The sequence below is a fragment of the Thermoactinomyces vulgaris genome (assembly GCF_003688725.1).
Taxonomy (GTDB): Bacteria; Bacillota; Bacilli; order Thermoactinomycetales; family Thermoactinomycetaceae; genus Thermoactinomyces; species Thermoactinomyces vulgaris.
The window spans coordinates 23,229-49,307 of sequence record NZ_REFP01000008.1 but is presented as its reverse complement, the minus strand read 5'-3'; the positions used below and the strand labels follow the sequence as shown (position 1 = coordinate 49,307).

The window sequence follows — 26,079 nt, the reverse complement described above, 5'->3', positions numbered from 1 at the left end:
TCGATAAATGATTTCTCCTCTTTACAATAGCGATCCCTGCTTTTATTGTCAACTCCAATTATCGATATGGTTTACATTTGGCTTTTGACCGGCACTTGAGTCATCCGCCCTTCCTCTCTCCCGGCTGCAGCCATATGATATACAACCTGGCTTCGCGGATGGGGAGTGAAATGGATGCCTGATGGAAAGTTAAAAAAACAACGTGTATCGTCCGCTTCACCTGCACAACATCCGGCAAACATCTTTGTGCCGGTCTGTCGCCGAGTCCGGAGAGGGGTGGTTTCCATCATCACCCAAGAAAAAAGCCCGGGGACTTATCTTCCGCTTCCCAAAAATTTGCTTCACCTGTTTGTCCCCGGACTGAACGATTCCCCGGTCCCTCCCAAAAACCATTTTGGCTCCGGGTTTATCATTCACCCGCAAGGCTACATTTTGACCAATGCCCATGTCATCAAAAATGCTTCACGCATTGACGTAAAGTTGGATCATTTCCAAAAACGGTTTACCGGGATGCCGGTTTGGACCGATGACAAACGCGATTTGGCCGTCCTCAAAATCAAATCCCCGCGTCCGTTACCCGCATTGTCCCTGGGAACATCCCGGGATGCCGACATCGGGGAATGGGTGTTGGCGGTCGGCAACCCTTTTGGCTTGGAACACACGGTCACATTGGGGATCATCAGCGGCAAAAACCGGCCGCTTAAAGTCGGGCGGCGTTATTATAAAAACGTGATTCAAACCGATGCTGCCATCAATCCGGGAAACAGCGGCGGACCTTTGATCAACATCCAGGGAAAAGTGATCGGGATGAACACACTGATCATTTATCCCTCCCAATGTCTCGGATTCGCCATTCCCATGGAAGAGATCCGCCCGCATATCAAGCGCTATTTGCCCCAATGATGCCAGAGTCAAACACTGAGGGTTTGCTCCTTTTTCCCTTTGTTTTTCATATTCCAAAGCACAGAACCGGTCCACAAAACCAAAATGATTGCGTAAACCCCCCATTGTCCGGTGGAGGGAACCTTCAAAAATTTCAACACCGGTCCCACATTGACCAGAACAATGAAACCGCCGACCAACACGCCCAACAAATGGGACGGGATCACCCGCACCAGCCATGCCGCGATCGGCGCTGCCACGACTCCGCCAATCACGATGGCTGCCACCCAGTAAACGTGAAAAGTTTCCCAACCGAGAAAGAGCAAAAACCCCAAGGAGGCGGAAACAGCCACAATAAATTCACTTGTATCCACCGTGCCAATCACTTTTCTGGGCGTGACAGCATCTCTTGCCAACAACATGGGGGTTGTAATCGGTCCCCATCCCCCGCCTCCGACCGCATCAAAAAATCCTCCCGCCAATCCGAGCGGAATCAAATAAGTATTGGATAAATTCGTTTTTTTGGCTTTCCACGAGGAAACCGTGATATACCGACAAACAATATAAATCCCCATCAGCATTAAAAACAAAGAAATAAAAGGTTTGATCCGGTCTCCCGGTATGCCGCTTAAAAAAGCGGCTCCCGCAAAAGCACTGACACCTCCCGGAACAGCCAGTTTGAAGAGGATTTTTCTGTCCACATTTCCAAACCATAAATGGGATGCGCCGGAGACAGCGGTCGTCGCCACTTCCGCCAGATGAATCGATGCCGAAGCCACTGCAGGAGCCACCCCGAAAAACAACAGCAAAGAGGCAGAAGTTGCCCCGTAAGCCATTCCCAGCGACCCGTCGATCAACTGCGCGAAAAAACCGACAATGCCAAGAACCAGGAGTTTTTTCATAAATGCCCCCCTTAAACAAGCATTCATTTTTGAAACGGATGAAAGGGGAGCGCCGCATCAGGCAAGCTCCCGCCCACATGTTTTACACCCCCACTTTATTCCGGAGCCCCTCAATTAATACTTCCACCACTTCGGGACGGGAAAATTCCGGAGGCGGCGCAATTCCTTCCGACAACATCTTTCTCACTTTCGTTCCGGAAAGAATGACATGATGTTCTCCATCATGCGGACAAGTTTTGTACGAAGCCATGCCGGCACACTTTTTACAATAAAAGCTGTGTTCAAAAAAGAGCGGGTTGATCCCCAGTTCCTCTGCAGTAAAATTGGAGAAAATTTTCTGCGCATCATAGGTGCCGTAATAATCGCCGACCCCGGCATGGTCCCTTCCCACGATAAAATGAGTACAGCCGTAGTTTTTGCGCACCAAAGCATGAAGGACGGCTTCACGGGGACCGGCATAGCGCATGGCCGCCGGATAACCTCCCAAGAAGACCCGGTTTTCCGGATAGTAATGTTTTAAAATCACTTCATAGCTTTTCATGCGGACATCCACCGGAATATCATCGGCTTTCGTTTGTCCGACCAACGGATGCAGAAACAGTCCGTCCACCGTCTCCAAAGCCGATTTTTGGATGTACTCATGGGCACGGTGCACCGGATTTCTCGTTTGAAACCCGACCACCTTTTTCCACCCGCGCTTTTGGAAAATCTCCCGCGTTTCGGCCGGATCGAACAGCCGGTCTTCAAACGGATATTTCGGGCGTTCCAGCAACCAGATGTCCCCGCCCAGGTTTAACGGCGATTGACGGAACAGATTTTTCACCCCCGGATGGGCTTCCTCTTCCGTCTTGTAAACCAACCGGGCTTCTTTGCGCAAATCGACACGGTAAAGCTCTTCCACCTGGACAACTGCAATGATTTTTTGTTCTTTATCGAGCAAGGAAACATACTCCGCCCCGGCAATCTCTTTTTCCCGCTCTATTGGAACAGGCAAGGTCACCGGAATGCTCCAGACCGTTCCGTCCGACAATCGCATGGTTTCACAGACTGACCGGTAGTCTTTTTCTTTTAAAAAACCGGTCAAAGGTGAGAAAACCCCGGTGGCAATGCAAAGCAAATCCGACACGGTGCGGTTGGAAACGGGGAGCTTCGGAAAATGCCCCGCCCGACTCAACCAAACTTGTTTTTCCTCTCCTGTCAAAACGCGGTTTACCAACACGCCTCCGTGTGGTGCGATCAAATCTCCCATGATGTATACTCCTCTCCAAGCATTTTCATCGAGCCCTCTCCCCGGGGGGATTCCCGGTCAATGCGGATTGAAAAGATCCCGCGATTCAAGCGCCCCCGGCGCCAAAGCGGAATGGAATGAGATGAGCGTGCTTTTTGGAAAAATGGTGAATCAATTGACCGGACTGTTATGAAGCCCGCATTCAATTTTGTTGGTCCCCGACCAGCGTCCGGCTCGCGGATCTTCCCCGGGACGGACCGGGCGTGTGCACGGCTGGCAACCGATGCTCGGATACTGCCTGTCATGCAACGAATTGTACGGAATTTGATGATCATGAATATAAGTCCAGACTTGTTTGGTGTTCCAGAAAGCCAGGGGATTCAGCTTGAGCAACCCAAACCCTTGATCCCACTCCACCACCTGCGTATGGGCACGGGTGGGGGCTTGTTCACGCCGGATTCCGGTGATCCATCCCTGGTAGTTTTTCAACACTTTTTTCAAAGGCTCAACTTTGCGGAGCTTACAACATAAATCAGGATTTCTTTTCCACAGTTCGCCGCCGTATTTCTCCGCTTGTTCCTCCAACGTGAGTTCGGGCGAAATGCGGATGAATTCTTTTTGGTATTTCTCGGACAGCCGGTCCCGGACTTCATAGGTTTCCTGAAAGTGCAGGCCGGTGTCGAGATAAAAAATGTCCAATTCCGGATCGACTTTGAATGCCATATCCACCAAAGCCACGTCTTCATATCCGAAACTGCAAGCCAACACCAACCGGGAAACCCCCAGTTGTTCCACTCCCCAACGGATGATTTCCTGAGGATGGAAGTCTTTCAACTCTTCTGCCACGATTTTGATTTGTTCCGGATTCCATCTTTCTTCTCCACTCAATGTCGGCCAATACCGTTCCCGGGTCATTTGTCGTTCTCCTTTCTTTCGGATCCGTTTAATACATATCCGGTTCCTTGGCGAACCCTTTTTTTCTCTTCAATCACCCACTCTTTGACCGCAGGCGTTTTGATCGTGTAGCGTTCCAACTCTTTTTCCGCATATTCGAAAGCTTTTTCCTCCGTCGGCGCCAGAACGATGACGTTGTAAGAACCGTCCGGTTCTTTCTCCGCCACCAAGCGGTACAGATACAATTCCCGGCTCATACAGCAGGCACCACCCGCTGGCGGATCTCATCAAACTGTTTCTGAATCGCTTCGATTCCGGCACGTTTCACAAAGTCGCCGAATTTCTCCCCTTCTTTCCGTTCGCGTTTGTAGAAAAGAATGATTTCTTTTAACACAGGCGCCACATATTCTTTGGTGACCCGTCCCTTTAACTGCGTGTTAAACTTTCCTTGTCCGTATAAATGCCCGCCGACCGAGATGGTGTAAGCTTCCACCATTCCTTGGGCCGTTTTCGCCTTCCCGCCCATGAGACCGATGTCGGCAATTTGTTGTTGCCCGCAGGAATTGGGACAACCGTTGATATGAATCCGGATCGGTTCGTCCAACCGGATCTCCTGGTCCAGAAAGTTGACCACTTCTTTCAAAAACCCTTTGGTTTCGGTCAGCGCCAGATTGCAAAACTCAATGCCCGTGCAGGAAACGGCATACCCCTCAAACGTTTTTGGAAACGGGCTCAGCCTTTTCAAGAGAGGCTCTTTCAACAGGTCCTCCACTTTGTCATCCGGCACATCGGTCAGAATCACATTTTGCGTGTTGGCGGTACGCAACGAGCCGGATCCGTAACGGTCCGCCAGATCGGCCAAACCGTCAAACTCATCTGCTGACGTGCGCCCCAACGGAATGTTTAACCCGACATAGTTCAGCCCCGGCTGTTTTTGCGGGTGAACCCCGGTGAAGTAACCGGCGTTCCAACCGGCGATTTTATCTTCACCCCGGGACGGATACTCACCGATATACTCTTTCAAGATTTCCAAAAAATGCTCCGGCCCCCAATCCGCAACCAAAAACTTCAGGCGCGCTTTATGCCGCTTTTTCCGGTATCCGTAATCGCGGAACACTTTTGTCACGCCGACCGCCACATCGACAACCTGTTCGGGACGGACGAAAAGATCCAGCTGCTGAGCCAAATGCGGCCGGTTGGAAAGCCCTCCCCCCACCCAGACATGGAAACCGACCGTCTCTTTGCCATCCAACATTTTCAATGCCGGTGTAAACGAAAGATCGTTGATCTGGGCATGAGCCGGATTGTAGACACTGGATGAGACAGAAATTTTGTATTTTCTGGGCAAGTTGGAAAATTCCCGATTTAACAGCAACTTTTCATTCAGTTTGGCAACGATGGGACGGGTGTCCACCAACTCATGCGGATCGATTCCGGCCAGCGGGTTGCCGGTGATGTTACGGGGGCAATCGCCACAAGCTTCAAAGGTGTAAAGACCGACTTCTTCCAAACGACGGAAGATATCCGGAAGATTTTCCACTCGAATCCAATGATATTGAATCGCTTGGCGTGTCGTCACATCGATCAGCCCGCGACCGTACTCCCTCGACAAGCCGGCCACCACCCGCACCTGCCGGCTGTTTAAAATCCCGGAAGGAACACGGATGCGGATCATAAAATAGCCGTCTTTTTTCGGGCGCTGTTGATAGACTCCCGCCCACTTGAACAAAGCAAATTTTTCCTCGGGAATCGATTCAAATCCCTTCTTAGAATAAATATGAATAATCTCGTCGATAATGTCTAAACCATCCTGCTCCAACTTTTGCAATTCGAACGGATTCAACTGTTCCGGATTGTTCGCCCAAGGCCAATGGTTTTTCATCCCCGCTTCCACTCCTTCGTTCTCCTTGAAAATAAAAAAATCCCTTTTCCATGAGGGAAAAAGGGATCCATACCACTTGCCTTTTTCTCCTCATATTCGAACAGTGACTGTTCTCTGGATTTGGCACCAAGCCGCGCGGCCGGTTGCCGAGGGTTCATCGGGCCAGTCCCTCCGCCTCTCTTTATGAGGATATTCCTAAACCATAAATACCTATCAAATAACTATGTTTTAATTGCTTGAAATTAGATTAACAAATTACTCCCGTTATTGTCAACCATTTCAGAAGAATCCTTTTGTCTTGAAAAATCAAGGCTTTGGACTGCCTGCGAAACCGCCTGTTTAAGGCATGCATCCCGGTTCGTCTTTTTCAAAAAACGCACTTTGATTACAATAGAAGAGATGATTCAAAAAAAGGGGGAAACCGGATCATGGAAATCGTCGTCTATCTTGCAGGTCAAATTCATGACGACTGGAGGGCAAAACTGCGCCAAAAAGCTGAAGAACGGGGCCTGCCCGTCATTTTTAAAGGGCCGCAGGAAAATCACAGCCGTTCGGATGACATCGGCGAACAGATCAAAGGAAAACAGCCCAATGCGGTTTACCGGGATCAAGCCGCTTCGGAACTGAACAATTTGCGCACCCGGGTTTGGATGGAAAAAGCCGACATCGTCATCGCCTTGTTTGGCGAAAAATACCGGCAATGGAACACCGCAATGGATGCATCGTTGGCAATTGCCTTAAACAAGCCCCTGATTTTGGTGCGTCCGGAAAGCTTGCACCATCCGTTGAAAGAAATCAGCCAGCGGGCACAAGTGACGGTCGAAACCGTCGATCAGGCCCTGGATGCCCTGGCTTATATCTTTGAAGAATGAGACAGGAAAGGGAGGCGGTTTTCCGCCTCCCTTTTCACGGTTTTTCACATTTTTTCCGCCGGGGGTTACGATCGGGTCAGCCGGGCCGGTGTATCATCAAACACAATAAAATTCAGATTGATATTTAACAGCATGACATCTTTTCCGGTCTCCTGATCCCGCAAAATAAAATAATCCCTGCCCACTTGGCGCAACACCCCGCTGAACACCCGGTTCCTCCATTCCTCGCTCCCTTCATAAGTCATATAAGCCGTCACTCGTTTTCCGATATTGCTTTGCAACAAGTCTTCCGAGAATCTGCGGTCCTGTCTTTGGGGCTGTCCTTGTTCCGGTTGCCTTTGACTGACTTGCGCATCGGAATAAAACGGATACGGAGCATGATATGGATAAGACCAATACACCATTTGTTTCCCTCCAGTTCTTAAAATTGATAAACAGCCGGACAATCCGAAGCTTCAGGAATATAAAAACAATGGCTTTTGTATCTCCCGGAATGTGTCTGATTAAACCAGGTTGCCGGACATTCCCCCGTTGGCCGGAAAAACCACAAGGCCCGTTTGGCGGGATCAAAACGCTGTCCCTGAATGGCCTTTCGGGCCAACCGAATATCCTGCTGGCGGGCCGGTTGATAAAAATACGGCATTTGCACGGCTTCAAAACCGCCTGGGGATTGGAAAACCATCTGTTGCAGGTTACGGATCCCCTCAAAATCGAGACAGTTGGCAATCACCCGGTTGACACCCACATTGCCAACCAGCAACATCCCCATTTGCCCGTCCCCTTCCGCTTCCGCCCGCATCAATCTGGCCAACAGCTTGACATGTGATTCCGGGGCCTGAATAACCGCCATACCATCCCCCCTGAGACCAACATATGCCCCCCTGCCCCAAAAAAGAACCGGTCAATTCTTTCGGAAAATAGAAATAACTTTTGGAAAGAACACTTCTTTTGGTGTATTCTGAATATAGGAGGTGACCGGCTTGCTTCCCCTGTTCAACAACCGAACCGACCGCTGTTGCCAACTTTCCTGGAAGTTTCGGAAGTTACGCCGCAAATGGCGTCATCACTGGCTGTGGATCCCCTTTTTCATCCCCGTCTGGATTTACGAACAAGTCCGGCTGGGTTTCTTCCCGTTTATTCATTTCCAACTTCTCCACACTTGCAACCCTTGGGAACGGAAACTGTATTACGCGCTTTATTCCAAATTCGGGCGTGACGTCAAAATCCGCTATCCCATTCACCGTCATCGGGTGGCAATCGCCATTCCCAAATACAAACTGGCTTTGGAATGCGACGGGGACACGGTGATCCGTCCCAAAAAACAACTCCGATTTCAAACGAAAAAACATGATTTGGGAAAGCAAGGCTGGAAAGTGATGCGCTTTTCGCGTCGCCGCCTGTCCGGGGAAATGGACCAAGTCATCCGGGAAATTACAGAATATACAAATATCATGAAAAAAAGAAAATCCCCGGGGCAATTCACATGACAAGCGGTCGCATCCGGTCGCGGGGGGCGGAAAAAGGGGCCCGGTCGGCTTTTCACAAGGAGGGAACCTTCCATGATTCAAGGCTTGTATGAAGTTCATTTTCAAGTGGAAGATCTGGACCGTTCCGTCGAATTTTATCAAAAACTGGGGCTGACTCCGGCCTGGAGAAATGATGTTGTCGCTTTTATGTGGATTGAACCCGAAAAAAGCTGGCTGGGCCTCTGGCAAAAGCCCGGCGGGAACCATGTATTCGCCAAACACATCGCCTTTCGCATCAACTTTCAGGATATGCCCGAAGCCATCCGCTGGCTCAAGGAAAAAGGGATCGAACCGGTAAAAGACGGGCGTTTTGAACCGGTCGAGCCCGTGGTGCGCCCGTTTCAAAGAAACGCTTCTCTGTATTTTGAAGATCTGGACGGCCATAATCTGGAACTGATCTGCACCATCCCCGATGACATTTCCCCGGGTCTTCCGAAAATGTATTGGAGCGAATGGGAAAAACTTCGCGCAAAAAAATAAACCTCCCGCTGAAACGGCGGAACCCTCTTAAAAATCGACAAGCTTGCACCGGCTGATATCATAGAAGAAGAACTCCCGAACCTGCCCCAAAAAAGGAGGAAAATAAAAAGATGCCCGAGATAATTGAAGTAAAAAATCCAGCCACCGGAGAATTGATCCAAAAAGTGAAAGCCCATACCGAAGAGGAAATTACCGGGGCCATCCGGAAAGGACACGAAAGTTTTTCCGCCTGGTCCAAAACCAATGCCCATGAACGCTCCCGCTTGCTCCGGGCATGGTCAGATCGCATTCAAAAAAACAAGGAAAACATCGCACGAATCATGACGCTGGAAAGCGGAAAACCGCTGACCGAATCTCTTGCGGAGGTCGACTATGCCGTCAGTTATATTGATTGGTACGCCGAAGAAGCCAAACGGCTGTATGGCCGGACCATTCCCGCCCACACTGGATCGAAACGGATTGTCGTCACCCGTCAACCCGTCGGTCTGGTGGCGGCCATCACGCCTTGGAATTTTCCCGCGGCCATGATGACCAGAAAAGCCGCACCCGCTCTGGCAGCCGGCTGTACGTTTATTGTAAAACCGGCAGAAGAAACGCCGTTGACCACCATGGAACTGGTCAAATTGGCGCATGAAGCCGGCATCCCGGAAGGGGTCATCCAATACGTCAACGGGTTGGGGCCTTTCATCGGCAAACTCTTTACCGACAGCCCCCGGATTCAAAAAATCTCCTTTACCGGCTCCACCGAGGTCGGAAAGTTGCTGATGAAAAACAGTGCCGCCACCGTCAAGCGCATTTCCATGGAGCTGGGCGGCCATGCTCCCGTCATTGTGGCCGAAGATGCCGACCTCGAGCTTGCCGTCCGGCAAACCATCCTTTCCAAATTCCGAAACGCCGGGCAAACCTGCATTTGCGCCAACCGCCTGCTGGTTCACGAAAGCATCGCCGAAGCCTTCTCCCAAAAATTAGCGGACAGCGTGCGGAAATTAAAAGTCGGCAACGGCCTGGATGAAGAGACCGACGTCGGTCCGGTCATCAACGAAAAAAGCTTTGACAAAATCAAGGAACAGATCGAAGATGCCGTCCAAAAAGGTGCGCGCGTGCTGTGCGGAAACACTTACAGAGCCGACCGCGAACTAGGGTATTTCTTTGTCGATCCGACCATCCTCGGCCATGCCAAGCCCGACATGAAAATCATGCAGGAAGAAACATTCGGACCGGTTCTTCCCATCCTGTCCTTCAAAAGCCTGGAAGAAGCCGTGGAGATTGCCAACAGCACCCCTTACGGCCTGGCGGCTTATTTCTTCACCAATGATTATCGCACCGGCATTTACTTGAACGAACATCTGGATTTCGGCATTATCGGCTGGAACGATGGAGCACCGTCTGCTGCTCATGCCCCGTTTGGCGGAATGAAAGAAAGCGGCATCGGCCGGGAAGGCGGCTTGGAAGGAATGGAACCGTATTTGGAGACGAAGTATTTATCCATCGGAAATCTGTAAAAATGTAAAAGGCCCGAAAAAAAGCCGGTTGACATGAACAATCAATCGGCTTTTGGCATGATGTCTTCTTTTTTACGTTTTTCATCATTCGTTTGATTTATTCCAAATTGCTGTGGCGTCGGACGGCTTTATCATGAGCCACTTCTTTCATCCTTCCATATTCCAGGCATACGGCATCCAGCAAAATATGGACACTTTGGTCAAACAGCGATCCCAGAGGTTGAATGGTTTTCAATTCCTTGGCGCGCCGGTGCTTGGTTGCCGCCGGAACACGGAGGATCTTCACGTCCGTTTGTGCAAGGGGGGGACGCATCATCGGTCGTCACGGCAATCACCCTGCACCCGATGGATTGGGCTTTCTCCGCTGTCCAAACCACATGACGGGTGGTGCCCGATCCCGAAACGGCAACCAGCCAGTCCCCCGCTTCAATGGACGGCATAATCGTTTCGCCTGCCACATACACCTTGGCACCCAAGTGCATCAGCCGCATGGCAAACGATTTGGCCATGAATCCGGAGCGGCCTTCCCCCACGACAAAGATCCGCCCGGCCTTTTGCAATGCCACGGCGATTTCTTTGATTTCTTCTTCTTTCACCTGCCGGATCACCGCGTCCACTTCTTTTAAAATGGCTTGAGCTGTCGACATGGCTTATTACCCCTTTACAATGGCCTGTTTCAACTGTCTGGCCGCCTCTTTTGGATTCTCCGCTTTGGTGATGGCGGTGCCGACAATCACCACCGAAGGATGGAAGGACTTTCTCAACTTCCCCAAGAAACTTAGCGTAATCCCGCCTGCTGTCGCCCATCTCACCGACGGAACCGGAATCGCCGCACACTTTTCCCTTTCAGGCCGCACCCCTTCTTCCTGCTCATCCTTGCTCACATGCAGGCAAAAAACGGCCTCATCGTATTTTAATAACTCTCTTACTTGATCTTCCGGGGTGTTCAACAAATCAACCATCACCGTCTTGCCATGGCGGCGTGGCACATCCATGCAGGTCTCGATGGTAACCAGCGGTGCCACTCTTGCAAATTCTGCATTCACCCTGCGCATCGAATTGATTTTTTATCAATTTTAAATATTTTTCAATCCATTTTTTATTGTTATAATTAACTTAATTATTAATTTTTATTTTTAGCCGTGTTAAAAGAAACCGGAAAACATCCAGCCCGCCTTCTGTGTCTTCTACAGATCCGGACAAGATTCTGCGCATTCCCGCAGCTGCCCGGGGCGTTCATCGGATGCAATGATCGGAGGCTCCAACGGAAGGAACAGGAGGAGAACAGATGGCCGTTTTGTCACTGATATTTTTGCAGATCATTCTGCCGCTGTTGATTCTGCTGGCTGTTGGTGTGATTTTGCAAAAAATCTTCGCCTTGCATTTAAAATCCTTTTCCAAGCTGTTAACGTATTGCCTCTTGCCGGCCAACACGTTCGTCAATGTCTACCAAAGCCGCATGCCGCTGGCGATTTTCGGGCAAATCATCTTGTTTTTGCTGTTGTTTTCCACTTTCTCCATCTCCTTTACCGAAATCATCAGCCGGGTCACGAAGATGGACCGGAAAACGGCGGCCACCTATAAGAACAGTGTGGTTTTGATGAATTCGGCCAACTATGGGATTCCAGTCAGCCAGATGGTTTTCCATGCCAATCCGCTGGGAGTTTCCATTCAATTGTTTGTGATGATTTTTCAAAACCTGCTCACCTTCACCTACGGGATTTTCAACTTGGTGAGCGCCAAAAGCGGAGTGCAATCCGTGATCAAAGAGCTGTTAAAACTCCCCATGTTGTATGCGCTCCTGCTCGGTCTTATCTGTTCCGGTTTTCAGATCGAAATTCCCTCCATCCTGTGGGGGCCGGTCGGGAACATGGCCAACGCGTTTCTGGCAGTCGCTTTGATCACGCTCGGCGCACAAATCGCCACCATCCGGCCCGGCAAACTCCATCCGATTTTGTACCTGAGCACTTTTTCCCGGTTGGTGATCGGGCCCGGTGCCGCACTCGGCATCATCTTCCTGCTGGGGTTGGACGGCACGGTCGCACAATCCTTGTTTATCGCCAGTTCCTTCCCCACTTCACGAAACAGCTCCATTTTGGCTTTGGAATACAACAACCATCCCGATCTGGCTGCACAGGCCGTCTTGATCACCACCTTGCTCAGCACAATGACGGTCACGCTGGTGGTTTATCTCGCCGGAATCCTTTTTCCGGTCACCACTTGACAGGAGGGGCAAATGATGCTTGCACTCACGGGTTACCTGATGGTCTTTTTGTTTATGTACCTGATCATGTCGAAAAAGATGCCCACACTCATTGCACTGATGATCATCCCGGTCCTTTTTGCCGTATTCACCGGACATGCTTCCGAAATGGGCCATATGGCTTTGGAGGGAATCAAAGATTTGGCACCGACCGGGATCATGCTTTTGTTTGCGATTCTTTATTTTGGCATCATGATTGATGCCGGCTTGTTTGACCCCATCGTAACCAGAATCTTAAAGGCGGTGAAAGGAGATCCGGCAAAGATCGTCATGGGGACGGCCGTCCTTGCACTGGTCGTTTCCCTGGACGGGGACGGCACCACCAGTTACATGATCACCGTTTCCGCCTTTCTTCCGCTGTACCGGCGTTTAAACATGAATCCGCTGATCCTGCCGGGGATCACCGTAATGTCGGTCAGTTTGACCAATATGGTGCCATGGGGAGGACCCACCGCCCGTGCGGCCGCCGCATTGGGCGTGGATGCCGGCGATGTGTTCGTCCCTTTGATTCCTTCCATGATCGGCGGGGCCGTTTGGATCCTCTTCACCGCATTTTGGTTGGGGCGCCGGGAAAGAAAGCGGCTGGGAGTGATCCCCCTGGATGAAAAGGGCATCAAAAACCTGCAAAAAGAATCCTCCCCTGAAGGGGACACTTCCTTGAAACGCCCGAAACTGCTGTGGGCCAATGCCATCTTGACCGTTCTTTTGCTCATCGGCCTGATCAAAGGCATTATGCCGCTGCCGGTGTTGTTTATGCTCGCCTTTTCCCTTGCCGTCATGATCAACTATCCCGATCCCGAACAGCAAAAAGAACGGCTCGCATCCCATGCCGGAAACGCCCTTGCCGTTGTCTCCCTGGTCTTTGCCGCCGGCATTTTCACGGGGATCCTCTCGGGCACCAAAATGGTGGACGCCATGGCTTCCAGCCTGATCTCCATCATTCCGGACTCTTGGGGACCGGCTTTTCATCTCATCATTGCGGTGACCAGCATTCCGTTCACCTTTTTCATGTCCAACGATGCTTACTATTTCGGCGTGGTTCCCATTTTGGCTGAAGCCGCCGCTTCCTACGGTTATTCTGCCGTCGAGATCGCCCGGGCATCATTGCTGGGGCAACCGGTTCACTTGTTAAGCCCGCTCGTGCCCGCCACTTACCTTTTGGTGGGGATGTCAAAAGTCGACTTTGGGGAATTTCAGCGCTTTACAATCCTTTGGGCCATCGGCACGGCAATGGCTACGATCATCACCGCCTTGGCCACCAAAGTCATCTTTTGAACCGGGGACCGGGACGGCCGGCTCTACAGACGGATCTGGTATTTTTTCAGCTTTTTGTAGAGTGTCACCCGGGATATCCTTAATTTTCTGGCAGCTTGGGATTTGTTGCCGGCCGTCTCTTTTAATGCCTGTTCAATCAACTGTTTCTCCATGTGATCTTTTTCACCGGACAAGCTGCGGGGGTTTTCCGCACCACGCTCCGAAAAAGACGGGGCATCCGGATGTTGAAAAAAGCTGACCAAATCTTCTTTTTGGATCACCGGTTTTTCCGACAGGATCACGACCCGTTCCATCAGATTGCGCAGTTCCCGCACATTTCCCGGCCATGGATGCTGAAGCAAAACCGGCATGGCATCCGGCTGGATTTCGGGAACCGGCACTTGATACCGGCTGGCAAATTGCTCCAAAAAATATTGCGCCAACAGGGGGATATCCTCCACCCGCTCTCTTAAGGGAGGCATGGTCAGCTGAATGACGTTTAACCGGTAATACAAATCGGAACGGAATTTTTTTTCTTCCATCAGCTTGTTAAGATCCTGATTGGTCGCGGCGATAAACCGGACATCCACTTTTCTCCCCTTGGAATCCCCGATGCGGTAAAGGACTTGCTCTTGCAACACCCGGAGCAACTTCACCTGCATCTCCAACGGAAGCTCTCCCACTTCATCCAAAAACAGGGTGCCGCCGTGGGCCATTTCAATTTTTCCGGGTTTTCCTTTTTTCTGTGCCCCGGTGAAGGAACCGCCTTCATACCCGAACAATTCACTTTCAAACAAAGCGTGTGGAATCGCCCCGCAATTCACGGGGATAAACGGCCCTTTTCTCCGTGCGCTGGCTTCGTGGATGGCCCGGGCGCAAATTTCTTTCCCGGTTCCGCTTTCCCCCAGAATCAATGTGGTTGCGTCCGCTTTGGCACTTTTATTGGCAATTGCGATCGTTTTTCGGAGGGCTTTGCTTTTTCCGATCAATTTGGAAAAGGGAAGGATCTCCTGATCCGTGTGAACGCGTTGCCTCAATTCCTGCAGCTCCCGGGATGTCGTGATCAGGTTTTCATTCAATTTCACCAACTGGGTGATGTCCCGTTCGACCGACACCGCTCCAATCAATTCCCTGTTCCCGTCAAAAATGGGGCTGGTATTGATGACAACATGTTTGTCATGGCGAGGGCGATGATATTTATTTTTCACTTTTTTCTTTGTTTTCAGGACCTTCAAAACCATTAAATCGTCATGGAAAAAGAAATCCGTGATTTTTTTGCCCAGGATCTCCTCTTTTTTAATGTTGTAAGTCTCTTCCGCCGCTTCATTCCAAAAAATCACATTCATCTTTTTATCCACAATCGTAATCGCATCATCTTCCGTCGACAACACCGCCTGCAAATAAAAGTGATGAGGATTTGTCACTTTCCCCGCCCCTTTCGGCTCAATGTGGATGAATCCGACTGTAAGCAGGTGTTAACCCTGTTTACAATATTGTTAATAATATTTTACACATTAACAAGATTATCAGCAAATGAAATCGCTTCCAGACAAATGAAAACAACATGATTAAACCGGTTTCATTTTGTTGGCACATTCCTTGCATAGAAAAAGGGCAAAGCATTTTTTCTTGAGTCATTGATTCATTTTTAAAATCATTGATCTTTTAAAGGAGGTTTTCTCATGGTTGTCCCTTACAAACATGAACCTTTTACCGATTTCAAGGATCCGGCTAATCGCGAGGCATTTGAAAAAGCTTTGCAAAAAGTCCGCAGTGAACTTGGAAAAGAATATCCGCTGGTCATCAACGGCGAACGGATTTACACCGAAGATAAATTGGTTTCCGTCAACCCCGCCAACAAAGATCAAGTGATCGGAAAGGTTTCAAAAGCAACCAAAAAACACATTGACCAGGCATTTGAAGCAGCGAACGAAGCCTTTAAAATTTGGCGGAAAATGTCCCCGGAAGCCCGCGCCAACGTGCTCTTTAAGGCCGCTGCCATCACCCGTCGCAAAAAGCATGAAATTTCCGCATGGCTCGTCTACGATGCCGGAAAACCCTGGGATCAAGCCGATGCGGATACGGCCGAAGGCATTGACTTTTTGGAATACTACGGAAGACAAATGCTGGAAATTGCCAAAGGGGAAAAAGTAAACAGCCGTCCCATTGAACAAAACACCTTGTTTTACCAGCCGATGGGACCGGGCGTCACGATTCCGCCGTGGAACTTCGCCTTTGCCATTGTATGCGGAACGACCGTCGCCCCCATCGTTGCCGGAAACCCGGTTCTGATGAAACCGTCGGAAAACACCCCCGTCGTCGCTTACAAAGTCGTGGAAATTTTGGAAGAAGCCGGTCTCCCCAAAGGCGTGCTCAACTTTGTCCCGGGAGATCCCGCGGAAATCGGGGACTATCTGGTTGACCATAAAGACACACACTTCATCAACTTTACCGGTTCCAGAGCCACCGGTGTCCGCATCTATGAACGCGCTGCCAAGGTGCAGGAAGGTCAGACCCACCTGAAACGGGTGATTGCGGAAATGGGAGGCAAGGACACGATCATCGTGGACAAAGATGCAGACTTGGAATTGGCTGCCGATGCCATCGTCTATTCTGCCTTCGGATTCTCCGGACAAAAATGTTCCGCCTGCTCCCGGGTCGTGGTTCATGAGGATGTTTACGACGAAGTGATCGAAAAAACGGTTCAGCGCACCAAAGCGTTGACAGTGGGAAATCCGGCGGAAGAAGATGTGTACATGGGTGCCGTGATCAATCAAAAACAATTTGACAAAATCAAAAGCTACATTGAAATCGGCAAAACCGAAGGAACCCTTGTCTACGGCGGACAAACGGATGATTCCAAAGGATATTTCGTCCACCCGACAATCTTCAAAGATGTGGATCCCAAAGCCCGCATCATGCAGGAAGAAATTTTCGGCCCGGTGGTTGCGTTCACCAAAGCCCGTGATTTTGATGAAATGCTGGAAATCGCAAACAACACGGAATACGGTTTGACCGGAGCCGTGATTTCGAATAACCGGGAACATCTGGAACGGGCAAGATATGAATTCCATGTCGGAAACCTTTACTTTAACAGAGGATGCACCGCGGCCATTGTCGGTTATCAGCCTTTCGGCGGATTCAAAATGTCCGGTACCGATTCCAAAGCAGGAGGCCCTGACCACCTGAAATTATTCATGGAAGCAAAAACGGTTTCCGAAACGTATTGATCGCAGATCGGAAACAGATGAAAGGGATGGGGGCTGTGCAGAAATTGTTGCGTAATTTTTTCATCCGTTTATCTACCAATAAATTTTTAAACCAAAGCGCCCGGAAATGGGGATTTCGCTTGGGGGCCGAACGGTTTGTGGCCGGCACGGACATTGAAAGCGTCACACGCACCATCAAAAAGATGAATCAACAAGGCATCAGCTGTACGGTAGATAACCTGGGGGAATTTGTCTTTCACAAAGAAGAATCCATCCAAGCCAAAAACCAAATCATCGCGATGCTCAATAAAATCAATGAAGAAAATCTGGATTGCCATGTCTCGGTCAAATTGACCCAGTTGGGGCTGGACATCGATCAGGACTTTTGCATTGGAAACATGAAAGAGATCCTGGACATCGCCGCCCGATACGACATTTTCATCAACATTGACATGGAAGACTACATTCACTTCCAACCGACCATCGACGTTTTAAAAACATTGCTGAAAGACTATAACAATGTGGGAACCGTGATCCAAAGCTATTTGCGATGCGCGGAAGAAGTGACGGATGAACTCCGGGATGTCCGCCTCCGGATCGTCAAAGGAGCGTATAAAGAAAGTCCGGATGTCGCCTTTCAATCCAAAGAGGATATTGACCGGAACTTTTTGAAACTGGCCAAGAAAAGACTGACCGGACCGGCTTTCACTTCCATTGCCACGCATGATCACCGGATCATCGGCGAACTGAAAAAGTTCGTCGCCGAAAACGGGATCCCGACGGACCGGTTTGAGTTTCAAATGCTCTATGGATTCCGGCAAGAGATGCAATATGATTTGGCCAAAGAGGGATACCGGATGACCACTTACATGCCCTTTGGCCATGACTGGTTCGGCTATTACATGCGCCGGTTGGCCGAACGCCCGCAAAATCTGAATCTGATCTTCAAAGACGTTTTCAACCGGAAATCCTCCTGAGCCGAAAAGGCGGCGTCACCAGCAGATGGGTGACACCGCCTTCTTCTTTGCCATCCGTTCAGGTTTGCCGGTATGCCACTTGCCCGTTGACAATGGTCATTCGCGTCTTCGTCTTTCCCCACTCCCCGGGATCTGTGGCAAACAAATCCCGGTCATAAACCGTCATATCTGCATAATAACCAACCTGCAGGCGTCCCCGCTCTTTTTCCTCCCCGGCTGCATAAGCACTACCTTTAGAAAATAAGGCTAAAGCTTCGGTCAAGCTCAGTTTCTGCCGGGGGAAATAGCCCGGATGATCTTCTTCCGGTGACCGCCGGGTGACCGCCGCATGAAGTCCCCACACGGGATGAAGCGGCTCGATCGGCGCATCGCTTCCGCCTGCCAGGTGAACACCGGATTGAAGCAATGTTTTCCAGGCATAAGCACACGCCATCAAATCTTCTTCGACGCGGTCCAACACCCAGGGAAAATCGCTGGCCACAAACCGGGGCTGGATGTCCACAGCCACCGGCATGGTTTTCAGTTTCGAAATGAGATCCGGCCGCAAAAATTGTCCGTGAATGAGCCGATGGCGAAGCGTGTGGCCTGTTTTGCCGGGAACCACCGGACAGGACTGCATGGCCTTCAACACATATTCGGCGGCTTGATCGCCAATGGCGTGAGCTGCCACCGGCATCCGTTGTTCCGCTGCCGTTTGCGTCAACCGGATCAATTCTCCCGGTTCGTGAATCAAAAGCCCGTAATGATCCGGTTCATCCCGGTACGGTCTGGAAAGAAGTGCCGTCTTTCCTCCCAACGATCCGTCCGCAAAAATTTTCATCGCCCCGATCCGGAACCACTCGTCCCCATCCCCGGCATTCCACGAACTTTCTTTCAGCTCTTCCAAATAAGGATGATAAATTAATTGATGAGTCCGCAACCACACGCCTTCTTCCCTAAGCTCCCGGTATATCCGGATCAACTCGGACAAACTTTCGACATAACGCAGATCTTCGGTATGGACGGCGGTCAACCCGCAAGCCAACGCCTCTTGCATCGCCAGGCGGATGGTTTCCTTTTTTTCCGTGTAATCCGGTTTCGGTTGGACATCATAAAAAAACCGGGTGGCATTTTCATAAACCCGTCCGTTCAACCGTCCCTTTTCATCCCGTCCCCATTTTCCCTGCTCCGGATCTTTTTCCCCTTCCCGGATTCCGGCCATTTGGTAAGCCAGGCGGTTGACCAGACCGGCATGATGGCAGATGCGGATCAGAAAAAGGGGATGATCCCCGCTTGCTTCATCCAGCTCTTCCAATGTCGGGATTTCGCCTTGCATTTGATTTTCATCCCATCCCATTCCCAAGATCCATTGCCGCGGTTTTAACGACCCGGCCCGGGTACGGATGGCTTGCAACAGTTCTTCTTTGGAACGGCAGAAACTCACATCCATCCACCGCCTTTTTTGCCCGACCCCCGACAAATGCACATGGCTGTCGGCCAGTCCCGGATAAATGTAGCCGCCTTCCAGATCCACCTTCTTCACATCCGGACGCCCGTACTCCAGAAGAATGGAATCATTTTCGCCGATGGCCGCAATCCGCCCGTCCCGCACCACCACGGCTTCCACAGAGGAAGCGCCGGTAGCCGGACGAATGTGTCCATGGTGAAAAATCACCGTCCCTTTCATCTTTCTTCTCCCCCGTTTCATGAATGGAACATGCTTACTCCCATCATAGCGTCTGAATATTCGGTCGTAAAGAACCGGGACACGCGCTGGAAATATTTTGAGGTATAAAAAGAATGCATGTTCGCATATAATGAGAACAAACCCGATCGTTTGTTCGCGTTTTGAGGGGAGGTAAAAGCATGGAAAAAGTGATCTTTCTCGTTGACATGCAATCCTTTTATGCAAATATCGAAAAATCACTTCATCCCGAATGGCGCAACCGCCCGGTGGTTGTCTCCGGCGATCCCAAACGGCGCCACGGCGTGATCTTGGCCGCTTGTCCCCTTGCCAAAAAATATGGCATTCAAAATGCCGACACGTTGCAAGAAGCGCAAAAACGTTGCCCGGATCTGGTTGTCGCCCGTCCCCGCATGGGTTTGTATCTGGAATTTTCCCTGCGCATCACAGAAATTCTGGAGCGTTTCAGCGATTTGGTCGAACCTTACTCCGTGGATGAACAGTTTATCTCAATCCACGGAAGTGAAAAGCTGTTCGGCCCTCCCGAAACCATTGCCCGCAAGATCCAAAAGACCATCCAGGATGAACTTCACCTGTATGCCCAGATCGGGATCGGGCCGAACAAGGTGCTCAGCAAAATGGCCTGCGACAATTTTGCCAAGAAAAACAAGGAAGGCATTTATTGGCTGGATCGAAAAAAATTGAAAACCGATTTATGGCCCCTGCCGGTGCAAAACATGTTCGGGGTGGGCAAACGGATGGGGCATCACCTGAACAAGATGGGGATTCGCACCATCGGGGATCTCGCCCGCTTTCCGCTGAAACGCCTGCAAAAACGGTGGGGGATCCCCGGGCAAGTATTGTGGATGACCGCCAACGGACATGATTTGTCCCCGGTTTCTCCCGACACCTTCGAACACCAAAAAGCGATCGGCCATCAGATGACCTTGCCCCGCGATTACCGGACCGCCGAAGAAATCCGGGTCGTCCTGTTGGAACTGTGTGAAGAGGTCTGCCGCCGAACCCGGTGTCACCATCTTCTCGGCCAAACGGTCAGCGTCGGATGCCGGGGGGGAGATTTTCAAAATCCGTCGGGATTTCACCGCCAATGCAAACTCCCGGAAGCAACCAATCAGACCATGGAAGTTTTTCAATCGGCCTGGCAACTGTTTTTGCGTTTTTGGGAAGGACAGCCGATCCGTTCGCTGGGGGTCAGCTTAAGCCGGTTCCAAACCGATCAAGCCCTGCAACTCAGCCTTTTCGAAGACCGGAACAAAAAAACGGAGCTCGGCTATGTGATGGACGAAATCAAGGAACGCTTCGGCCCGACAGCCATCTTGCGCGCCGTCTCCCTGACGCATGCCGGGCAAGCGCTCAGCCGGGCACAAAAGATTGGAGGTCATGATCGATGAGCTCTGTATTAAACCGCAAAAATCTCCTTTGGGAAGGAAGCCGCATGTTTCTGCCTGAGCATCGCGAAGCCTTGTTGGCCCGGCGAAAAAAGCAAGAAGAATGGAGCCCGCCTGAACTGGCGGAAGACGCGCTCGAAGAAATCAACCAAATTCTTCTGGAGGCATTGCACGGCGATTTCCCTGTCTTGGTCCGCTATGTGAAAAACCGGCGCCCCTGTCAACTGTGCGGATTTGTCGAAAAACTGAATCCGCAGGAGCGCCGGATGAAAATAGCCAATGGCCGCTATGAGGAGATCATCCCTTTTTCCGCCATTTACAGCGTCCAAAAAGTATCCGGTCACCCGTGATGGCTCGTTGCATAACGGGCAGCGGGCCGCCGCCAAAATCTGGCCACCGCCAAAGTCAACAGGACCGCGGCGCCAAAGCGGATCAACAGCAAATATTGGACCGGGATTCCCAAAGGAATAAAAATGACGGTATCTTCAATCACGGCATGACAAGCGACCAGGAAAATGATGATGAGCGTAATGTCCCGTTTTGACAAATTGTGTTCCTGTGCTTGCTGGATAATCAATCCGGCCCCGAGAAACAAACCAGCCAGCAAACCGCTTGCCATGGTGATGGAACCTTCTTTGGCAATGCCGAACGGCTTTAAGAAGGGAGAAATCCAAACCGCAATCTTGTCCAACACTTTTAAATCTTTCAGCGCCTGCAAAAACAACGTCAACGGAATCAAAATGGCGGCAAATTGAAGAACCCCCGTCGCGGCGGTCCAAAACGCCGATCCGATGATTTCATCCCATCCGGAATAAACCGTTTCCCCGCCAGAAGCCAAATTCACAGAGGCTTTGCTGTTTCCGCCCGGCCAGAACAGATGGATCAAAATCCCCGATAAAGCGGCAAGCCCCCCGCGCACCGCCAGAGGCACCCAAACCGCCACCCCCACTTTCCGGCACAGGGCCGATTCAATGAACATATTGTGGGAAAAACTCAACATCACCGCCAATATAAACACTTGTTTCACCGTCAGATCCAACGCTCCGATCGCTCCCAGAGCGGCATACAGATTCAGCACATTTCCAAGCACCAACGGAATGGCCGCTTCCCCGTTCAATCCGAACAAGGACATAAACGGAGCAAGGAGGTTGGCAAACCACGCCAAAAGTGAAGTATGTTTGGCGATATGCACAAAAAAAGCAATCGGAAAAACCACTTTCGCCAGCTCCAAAGAAGTTTTCCAACCGGACTGAAGTCCCTGTTTCCAATAAATCTTCTGCACAAACGTCCCCTTCTTTCTCTTTTTGCTCTTCCGCTATACAAATCTGTCTCCTGTGTAAACGGAGGATCTCCGCCATTTAAAAAATCCCCCGGATTTCACGGCTGTCCCTTCTGCCGCCGTTGCCATTTTTTCTCCCGGCCCGCTTCTTTTCATTCCGTCTGGTGCCGGTGAAACAACCGGATCCGTCCCCAAGCTTTCCGCTGTCCGGGAATCCAACCGATCAACCCCATAATAAAAACACGCTCTGATAATCTGCTTTTCTACCACATCATAAAATAATTCTCCCAAAACCTTCAATAAAGACAACCGGAGGATCGAAACAAAATGACTGAGTCCGAAACTCCACGGAGCGTGGATGACGTTTCAGCAGCCCCGGGAGATATAATAAAACCCGGGGTGAGGCAATGGATCAAGCAAGAAAAAACACTCCGGCAATTTTTCCAAAACAGGCGCCCATTTTTGATTGGCAACCAACCTGCATCCCGGACGCCGACTGCAGGAATTTTGCAACCAACCCAAAATCGGGCGATGAATATAAGATAAATATAAAAAGATGGAGGCAAGAATATGGATGCTGATAAAATCGGCAAGTTGATTGCCAGACTGCGCAAAGAAAAAAACCTGACCCAAAAAAATATTGCCGATGCGTTAGGGGTGCAAAGCAAAACCGTTTCAAAATGGGAATGCGGAGCCGGATGTCCGGATTTGTCCCTGTGGCCGAAATTGTCCGCCGTTTTGGGTGCGGATATCGCACAAATGATGGAAGGGGAAATCATTCCCAACCGACCGGACGCCGGGAATATGGACAAAGTACGCTTTTATGTTTGTCCAAGCTGCGGAAATATGTTGGTCAGCACCGGAAATGCCTCTGTCTTCTGCTGCGGCAGAAAGCTGGAACGGCTCCGGCCTGCGAAAGCCCTTCACGAAACAGAAATCAAGGCAGAAGAAACGGACACGGATTACTTCTTTACGTTGGACCACCCGATGACCAAAGAACACTATCTTTCTTTTGCCGCCTTGGTCAAAAGCGACAAAGTTTACCTGAACCGGTTATACCCCGAGCAAGACCCTTCTTTCCGGTTCCCGGCCGTCAAAGGCGCGAAATTGTATGTCCATTGTGTCAAGCATGGTTTGATGATGTATTCCGGCAAATATTAATCCCGCCCTGAATCCTTCGGCAATCAAGCGGCCGCCGCACAAGGAGTCCTGCTCCTTGCCCGGCGGCCTTTCTTTCACATCGTCCGGGCAAGCGGAAGGGAACGTTTGCTGCCCGTTGCTTCGCCGCTTAACACCGGACGGATCCGAATGCCATCCACTTTTCCATCCCATGTGGAAACCAGGGTATCTGTTTTCTCTTGTGTCCATCCCCGGAGAATCAACCCGATAAACGTGTGTTCTTCCGCCGGAAGCAAAGCCAGGGACGAAGCTTCTTCAGGGAAAGACGGCGGAAGCATGGATTCGGAAATCTGCCCGCGTACTTTGAGCAACAAAAACCGGGTGGGAAACAAATCATCCCCGGAGAGCATCCATGGCTCGTTTGCCGGAAGGGGGTTTTGTTCCGCAAAGCCGTTTGTGTTCAGCAAGTCTTCCACCACTGCACTGGCTGTCGGTTTCTGTCCCGCACCTTGTCCGACCAATGTCAAATCCTGAACATAATCGCCTTCGACCGTCACGGCATTATAAACATCCCGGACCGAGGCCAACGGATGTTCCTTGGGCACCAGCGTCGGAAAAACCAAACCGGAAACCGGGCCGTTCTCGCCAAATTTTTCGGCCTGTGCCAACAATTTGACCGAATACCCCAATCTCTCTGCCAATTGAAGCTCTCCCGGAAGCATATCGGTAATTCCTTGATAAAAAATGTCCGAAACGGATACCTGCGCCTGAAAAGCAAGCCGCATCAAAATCGTCAATTTATAGACCGCATCCAATCCTTCCACATCGGAGGAAGGATCGCTTTCCGCATACCCTTTTTCCTGGGCTTTTTTTAAAACCTCCGCAAACGAACAACCTTTTTCTTGCATTTGGGTCAGAATATAATTGGTCGTTCCGTTTAAAATGCCTTGGATCCGGTCGATGCGGTTGGCCTTCAGAAAATGGCGGAGGGTGCTGATGACCGGAATGCCTCCCCCGACACTGGCTTCATACCGCAATTGGACTTTGCATTGTTTGGCCAGCTGTTCCAATTCCATGCCGTGTTTGGCGATCAGCTCTTTGTTGGCGGTCACCACATGGCATCCTTTTTTTATCGCCTGTTTGATATACGAATAAGCCGGTTCCACTCCCCCCATCACTTCCACCAACACATCCGTCTCTTCGGTCAGAACCTGGGAAAAATCCGTGGTGATCCGTGCATCCGTGATTTCCAGATCCCGCTTTTTCCCGGGATCTTTCACTAAAATGGCATGGACTTGATACCACTTCCCGGTTTTGCGGGCAATCACATCCTGGTTTTCCTTGAGCATTTTCCACACTCCGCTTCCCACGGTTCCCAAACCGAGCAACGCAACATTCACTTTTTCCATTGTTCCACCTCTGCCTCCCAAAATAAAAACCCCCTTCCATAAAGATAAGAAGAGGGTTGAGATCCGAAGAACGTTCTTCTTATCTTTCAGCGGTTTCAACCGCTGCAGGAATTGGCACCATCCGGTGATTGGCTGATCACCGAGGTTGCCGGGCTTCATCGGGCCAGTCCCTCCGCCACTCTGGATAAGAATGAATCTGCTTTGTATTCAATTCAAAAAATATTTCTGTATATTATGAAGTTCAACTCCTTCTTTGTCAAGGGCCGCTCTTTTAAATAATAAGGTTTTTCAAGATGCCGAGCCGCTCGACTTCCAGTTCCACCACGTCCCCCGGTTCCAAATAGCGGTGCACATCAGTGCCCAATTCCAGGATGCAGCCGGTTCCGACCGTCCCGGAGCCGATCACGTCGCCCGGGAAAAGCTCACAATCCCGCGAAGCCCGCTCGATCATCCGGGCAAAACTCCAGTAAAGCGATTTTACATTTCCCGATGAAACCTCTTTGCCGTTGATTCTGGCCCGCATCTTTAAATCCCAGTGCTCACCGGACCGGCGGTCTTCCAATTCATCCGGCGTCACCAGATAAGGACCCATCGAGGTGGCGAAATCTTTCCCTTTGGCCGGCCCCAACCCGACCGCCATTTCTTTTCGTTGCTCATCCCTTGCACTCCAGTCATTTAAAATCGTAAAGCCGGCAATATATTCCAACGCCCGTTCGTGCGGAATGTTTTTTCCTTTCTTTTTGATGACACAGGCCACTTCCAGTTCAAAGTCAAGCTCGTTGGTGTATTCCGGCTTCTTGACCCGTGACTCGTGCCCGACAATTGACCGATGATTCGAAAAATAAAAAACAGGAATTTCATACCACTCCGGCACCATGGGAAGTCCCCGCTTATGGCGGCAGGTCTTGACATGCTGCTCAAACGCATAAAAATCGCGAAAACTGTTCGGCACAGGAACCGGCGCAAACAGCCTGGCTTCCTTCAGGCGGATCGCAACGGGCTCCCCTTCGATCTGCAAAGTCCCGATGTCCTCCTGCGCAAGCTGCCTTTCCATCTCTCTGAGGGCGTTGAATTCCGCATCCCCTCTGGCCAGACATTGCCCCATCTCCGTTGCGATTTCATGAGAAAAAACCAAACGTTTTTCAATTTCCAGCCATCTTTGGGCAAGTCCCACATCGATGATCCATGCCCCTGACACCAGTCCCAGGCGGGCACCGGCAATCTCTTCCGTCTGGATGTTCAATTCATCGGCTTTGACGCAATACGTGACCAGTTTCAAAAGCAGATCCCCCTTTATATAAAAGAAACAGACTTTGTAGCTGCTCCATG

25 protein-coding genes, 1 pseudogene and 2 riboswitches are annotated in these 26,079 nt (G+C 50.6%); of the genes and pseudogenes, 12 read left to right on the top strand and 14 right to left on the bottom strand.

Features of this window, described 5'->3' with window-relative positions:
• Nucleotides 1-174: 174 nt before the first annotated feature.
• Nucleotides 175-903, top strand: a complete 729-nt coding sequence (locus ATH33_RS04480) for a S1C family serine protease (protein ID WP_121874145.1) — start codon at nucleotides 175-177, stop codon at nucleotides 901-903.
• 8 nt (nucleotides 904-911) lie between these two features.
• Here the strand turns inward: ATH33_RS04480 and ATH33_RS04475 are convergent, their stop codons facing one another.
• From ATH33_RS04475 to ATH33_RS04455, 5 genes are all read right to left on the bottom strand, one after another.
• Nucleotides 912-1,784, bottom strand: a complete 873-nt coding sequence (locus ATH33_RS04475) for a sulfite exporter TauE/SafE family protein (protein ID WP_121874144.1) — start codon at nucleotides 1,782-1,784, stop codon at nucleotides 912-914.
• Nucleotides 1,785-1,866: 82 nt separating this feature from the next.
• A complete protein-coding gene (gene sat, locus ATH33_RS04470; protein WP_121874143.1) occupies nucleotides 1,867-3,033 on the bottom strand; it encodes a sulfate adenylyltransferase in 1,167 nt (388 codons plus the stop codon).
• Nucleotides 3,034-3,183: 150 nt separating this feature from the next.
• A complete protein-coding gene (locus ATH33_RS04465; protein WP_121874142.1) occupies nucleotides 3,184-3,927 on the bottom strand; it encodes a phosphoadenylyl-sulfate reductase in 744 nt (247 codons plus the stop codon).
• The gene (locus tag ATH33_RS04460) at nucleotides 3,924-4,163 is read right to left on the bottom strand and encodes a DUF3906 family protein (RefSeq protein WP_037994066.1); all 240 of its coding nucleotides are present in this window, start codon (nucleotides 4,161-4,163) and stop codon (nucleotides 3,924-3,926) included. The genes ATH33_RS04465 and ATH33_RS04460 overlap by 4 nt, the downstream gene beginning before the upstream one ends.
• Nucleotides 4,160-5,788, bottom strand: coding sequence for a nitrite/sulfite reductase (locus ATH33_RS04455; protein ID WP_121874245.1), 1,629 nt, complete (start codon nucleotides 5,786-5,788; stop codon nucleotides 4,160-4,162). The genes ATH33_RS04460 and ATH33_RS04455 overlap by 4 nt, the downstream gene beginning before the upstream one ends.
• An 87-nt stretch (nucleotides 5,789-5,875) precedes the next feature.
• Nucleotides 5,876-5,978, bottom strand: a riboswitch (SAM riboswitch).
• Between the two features lie 238 nt (nucleotides 5,979-6,216).
• On the opposite strand from ATH33_RS04455, the gene ATH33_RS04450 reads away from it, so the two are divergent.
• Entirely contained in the window at nucleotides 6,217-6,660 is a 444-nt protein-coding gene (locus ATH33_RS04450; RefSeq protein ID WP_037994068.1) for a YtoQ family protein, read from the top strand.
• Between the two features lie 65 nt (nucleotides 6,661-6,725).
• Here the strand turns inward: ATH33_RS04450 and ATH33_RS04445 are convergent, their stop codons facing one another.
• Together ATH33_RS04445 and ATH33_RS04440 are read right to left on the bottom strand one after the other, a co-directional pair.
• Nucleotides 6,726-7,064, bottom strand: coding sequence for a spore coat protein GerQ (locus ATH33_RS04445; protein ID WP_052186650.1), 339 nt, complete (start codon nucleotides 7,062-7,064; stop codon nucleotides 6,726-6,728).
• 17 nt (nucleotides 7,065-7,081) lie between these two features.
• Nucleotides 7,082-7,510: a cell wall hydrolase gene (locus ATH33_RS04440; protein ID WP_037994070.1), complete on the bottom strand. Its 429-nt coding sequence runs from the start codon at nucleotides 7,508-7,510 to the stop codon at nucleotides 7,082-7,084.
• 130 nt (nucleotides 7,511-7,640) lie between these two features.
• On the opposite strand from ATH33_RS04440, the gene ATH33_RS04435 reads away from it, so the two are divergent.
• The 3 genes from ATH33_RS04435 to ATH33_RS04425 all read left to right on the top strand — a co-directional run bounded on the left by ATH33_RS04435 (nucleotide 7,641) and on the right by ATH33_RS04425 (nucleotide 10,168).
• Nucleotides 7,641-8,147, top strand: coding sequence for a DUF559 domain-containing protein (locus ATH33_RS04435; RefSeq protein ID WP_052186712.1), 507 nt, complete (start codon nucleotides 7,641-7,643; stop codon nucleotides 8,145-8,147).
• A 72-nt stretch (nucleotides 8,148-8,219) separates the two neighbouring features.
• Entirely contained in the window at nucleotides 8,220-8,666 is a 447-nt protein-coding gene (locus tag ATH33_RS04430; protein ID WP_062843087.1) for a VOC family protein, read from the top strand.
• A 110-nt stretch (nucleotides 8,667-8,776) separates the two neighbouring features.
• Nucleotides 8,777-10,168 (top strand): NAD-dependent succinate-semialdehyde dehydrogenase, encoded by a 1,392-nt coding sequence (locus tag ATH33_RS04425; RefSeq protein WP_121874141.1) that lies wholly within the window; start codon nucleotides 8,777-8,779, stop codon nucleotides 10,166-10,168.
• A 200-nt stretch (nucleotides 10,169-10,368) separates the two neighbouring features.
• Here ATH33_RS04425 and ATH33_RS04420 read toward each other — a convergent pair whose 3' ends face one another.
• Nucleotides 10,369-10,815, bottom strand: a complete 447-nt coding sequence (locus ATH33_RS04420) for an SIS domain-containing protein (protein WP_309485133.1) — start codon at nucleotides 10,813-10,815, stop codon at nucleotides 10,369-10,371.
• A 6-nt stretch (nucleotides 10,816-10,821) separates the two neighbouring features.
• On the bottom strand, nucleotides 10,822-11,214 hold the full coding sequence (locus tag ATH33_RS04415; RefSeq protein WP_138614880.1) for an orotidine 5'-phosphate decarboxylase / HUMPS family protein: 393 nt from the start codon (nucleotides 11,212-11,214) through the stop codon (nucleotides 10,822-10,824).
• Nucleotides 11,215-11,456: 242 nt separating this feature from the next.
• On the opposite strand from ATH33_RS04415, the gene ATH33_RS04410 reads away from it, so the two are divergent.
• Together ATH33_RS04410 and ATH33_RS04405 are read left to right on the top strand one after the other, a co-directional pair.
• Nucleotides 11,457-12,392 (top strand): AEC family transporter, encoded by a 936-nt coding sequence (locus ATH33_RS04410; RefSeq protein WP_037995851.1) that lies wholly within the window; start codon nucleotides 11,457-11,459, stop codon nucleotides 12,390-12,392.
• A gap of 15 nt (nucleotides 12,393-12,407) precedes the next feature.
• Nucleotides 12,408-13,706, top strand: coding sequence for a CitMHS family transporter (locus ATH33_RS04405; RefSeq protein ID WP_037995854.1), 1,299 nt, complete (start codon nucleotides 12,408-12,410; stop codon nucleotides 13,704-13,706).
• Nucleotides 13,707-13,729: 23 nt separating this feature from the next.
• Here ATH33_RS04405 and ATH33_RS04400 read toward each other — a convergent pair whose 3' ends face one another.
• The gene (locus tag ATH33_RS04400) at nucleotides 13,730-15,109 is read right to left on the bottom strand and encodes a sigma-54 interaction domain-containing protein (protein ID WP_049720503.1); all 1,380 of its coding nucleotides are present in this window, start codon (nucleotides 15,107-15,109) and stop codon (nucleotides 13,730-13,732) included.
• Between the two features lie 258 nt (nucleotides 15,110-15,367).
• Between ATH33_RS04400 and pruA the strand changes: the two genes are divergently transcribed.
• Nucleotides 15,368-16,915: an L-glutamate gamma-semialdehyde dehydrogenase gene (gene pruA, locus ATH33_RS04395; protein ID WP_062843083.1), complete on the top strand. Its 1,548-nt coding sequence runs from the start codon at nucleotides 15,368-15,370 to the stop codon at nucleotides 16,913-16,915.
• A 35-nt stretch (nucleotides 16,916-16,950) separates the two neighbouring features.
• Nucleotides 16,951-17,871, top strand: a complete 921-nt coding sequence (locus ATH33_RS04390) for a proline dehydrogenase family protein (RefSeq protein ID WP_121874244.1) — start codon at nucleotides 16,951-16,953, stop codon at nucleotides 17,869-17,871.
• A 58-nt stretch (nucleotides 17,872-17,929) separates the two neighbouring features.
• On the opposite strand, the gene ATH33_RS04385 is transcribed toward ATH33_RS04390, so the two are convergent.
• Complete coding sequence (locus ATH33_RS04385; RefSeq protein ID WP_037995858.1) at nucleotides 17,930-19,537, bottom strand: amidohydrolase; 1,608 nt, start codon at nucleotides 19,535-19,537, stop codon at nucleotides 17,930-17,932.
• A 179-nt stretch (nucleotides 19,538-19,716) separates the two neighbouring features.
• Here ATH33_RS04385 and ATH33_RS04380 point away from each other — a divergent pair, with 179 nt between their 5' ends.
• On the top strand, nucleotides 19,717-20,946 hold the full coding sequence (locus ATH33_RS04380; protein WP_121874140.1) for a DNA polymerase IV: 1,230 nt from the start codon (nucleotides 19,717-19,719) through the stop codon (nucleotides 20,944-20,946).
• Nucleotides 20,943-21,293: a YolD-like family protein gene (locus ATH33_RS04375; protein ID WP_037995863.1), complete on the top strand. Its 351-nt coding sequence runs from the start codon at nucleotides 20,943-20,945 to the stop codon at nucleotides 21,291-21,293. The genes ATH33_RS04380 and ATH33_RS04375 overlap by 4 nt, the downstream gene beginning before the upstream one ends.
• Here the strand turns inward: ATH33_RS04375 and ATH33_RS04370 are convergent.
• A complete protein-coding gene (locus ATH33_RS04370; protein WP_121874139.1) occupies nucleotides 21,284-22,225 on the bottom strand; it encodes a nucleoside recognition domain-containing protein in 942 nt (313 codons plus the stop codon). The genes ATH33_RS04375 and ATH33_RS04370 overlap by 10 nt on opposite strands.
• Nucleotides 22,226-22,792: 567 nt before the next feature.
• Between ATH33_RS04370 and ATH33_RS04355 the strand changes: the two genes are divergently transcribed.
• Complete coding sequence (locus ATH33_RS04355; RefSeq protein ID WP_037995870.1) at nucleotides 22,793-23,383, top strand: helix-turn-helix domain-containing protein; 591 nt, start codon at nucleotides 22,793-22,795, stop codon at nucleotides 23,381-23,383.
• A gap of 74 nt (nucleotides 23,384-23,457) precedes the next feature.
• Here ATH33_RS04355 and ATH33_RS04350 read toward each other — a convergent pair whose 3' ends face one another.
• Together ATH33_RS04350 and ATH33_RS04345 are read right to left on the bottom strand one after the other, a co-directional pair.
• Nucleotides 23,458-24,750 carry a homoserine dehydrogenase gene (locus ATH33_RS04350; RefSeq protein WP_121874137.1) on the bottom strand — a complete coding sequence of 431 codons (1,293 nt, stop codon included), beginning with the start codon at nucleotides 24,748-24,750 and terminating at the stop codon, nucleotides 23,458-23,460.
• 76 nt (nucleotides 24,751-24,826) lie between these two features.
• A riboswitch (SAM riboswitch) is annotated at nucleotides 24,827-24,941 on the bottom strand.
• An 80-nt stretch (nucleotides 24,942-25,021) separates the two neighbouring features.
• A pseudogene (locus ATH33_RS04345) lies at nucleotides 25,022-25,735 on the bottom strand (fumarylacetoacetate hydrolase family protein); the annotation flags it as partial.
• Nucleotides 25,736-26,079 lie beyond the last annotated feature (344 nt).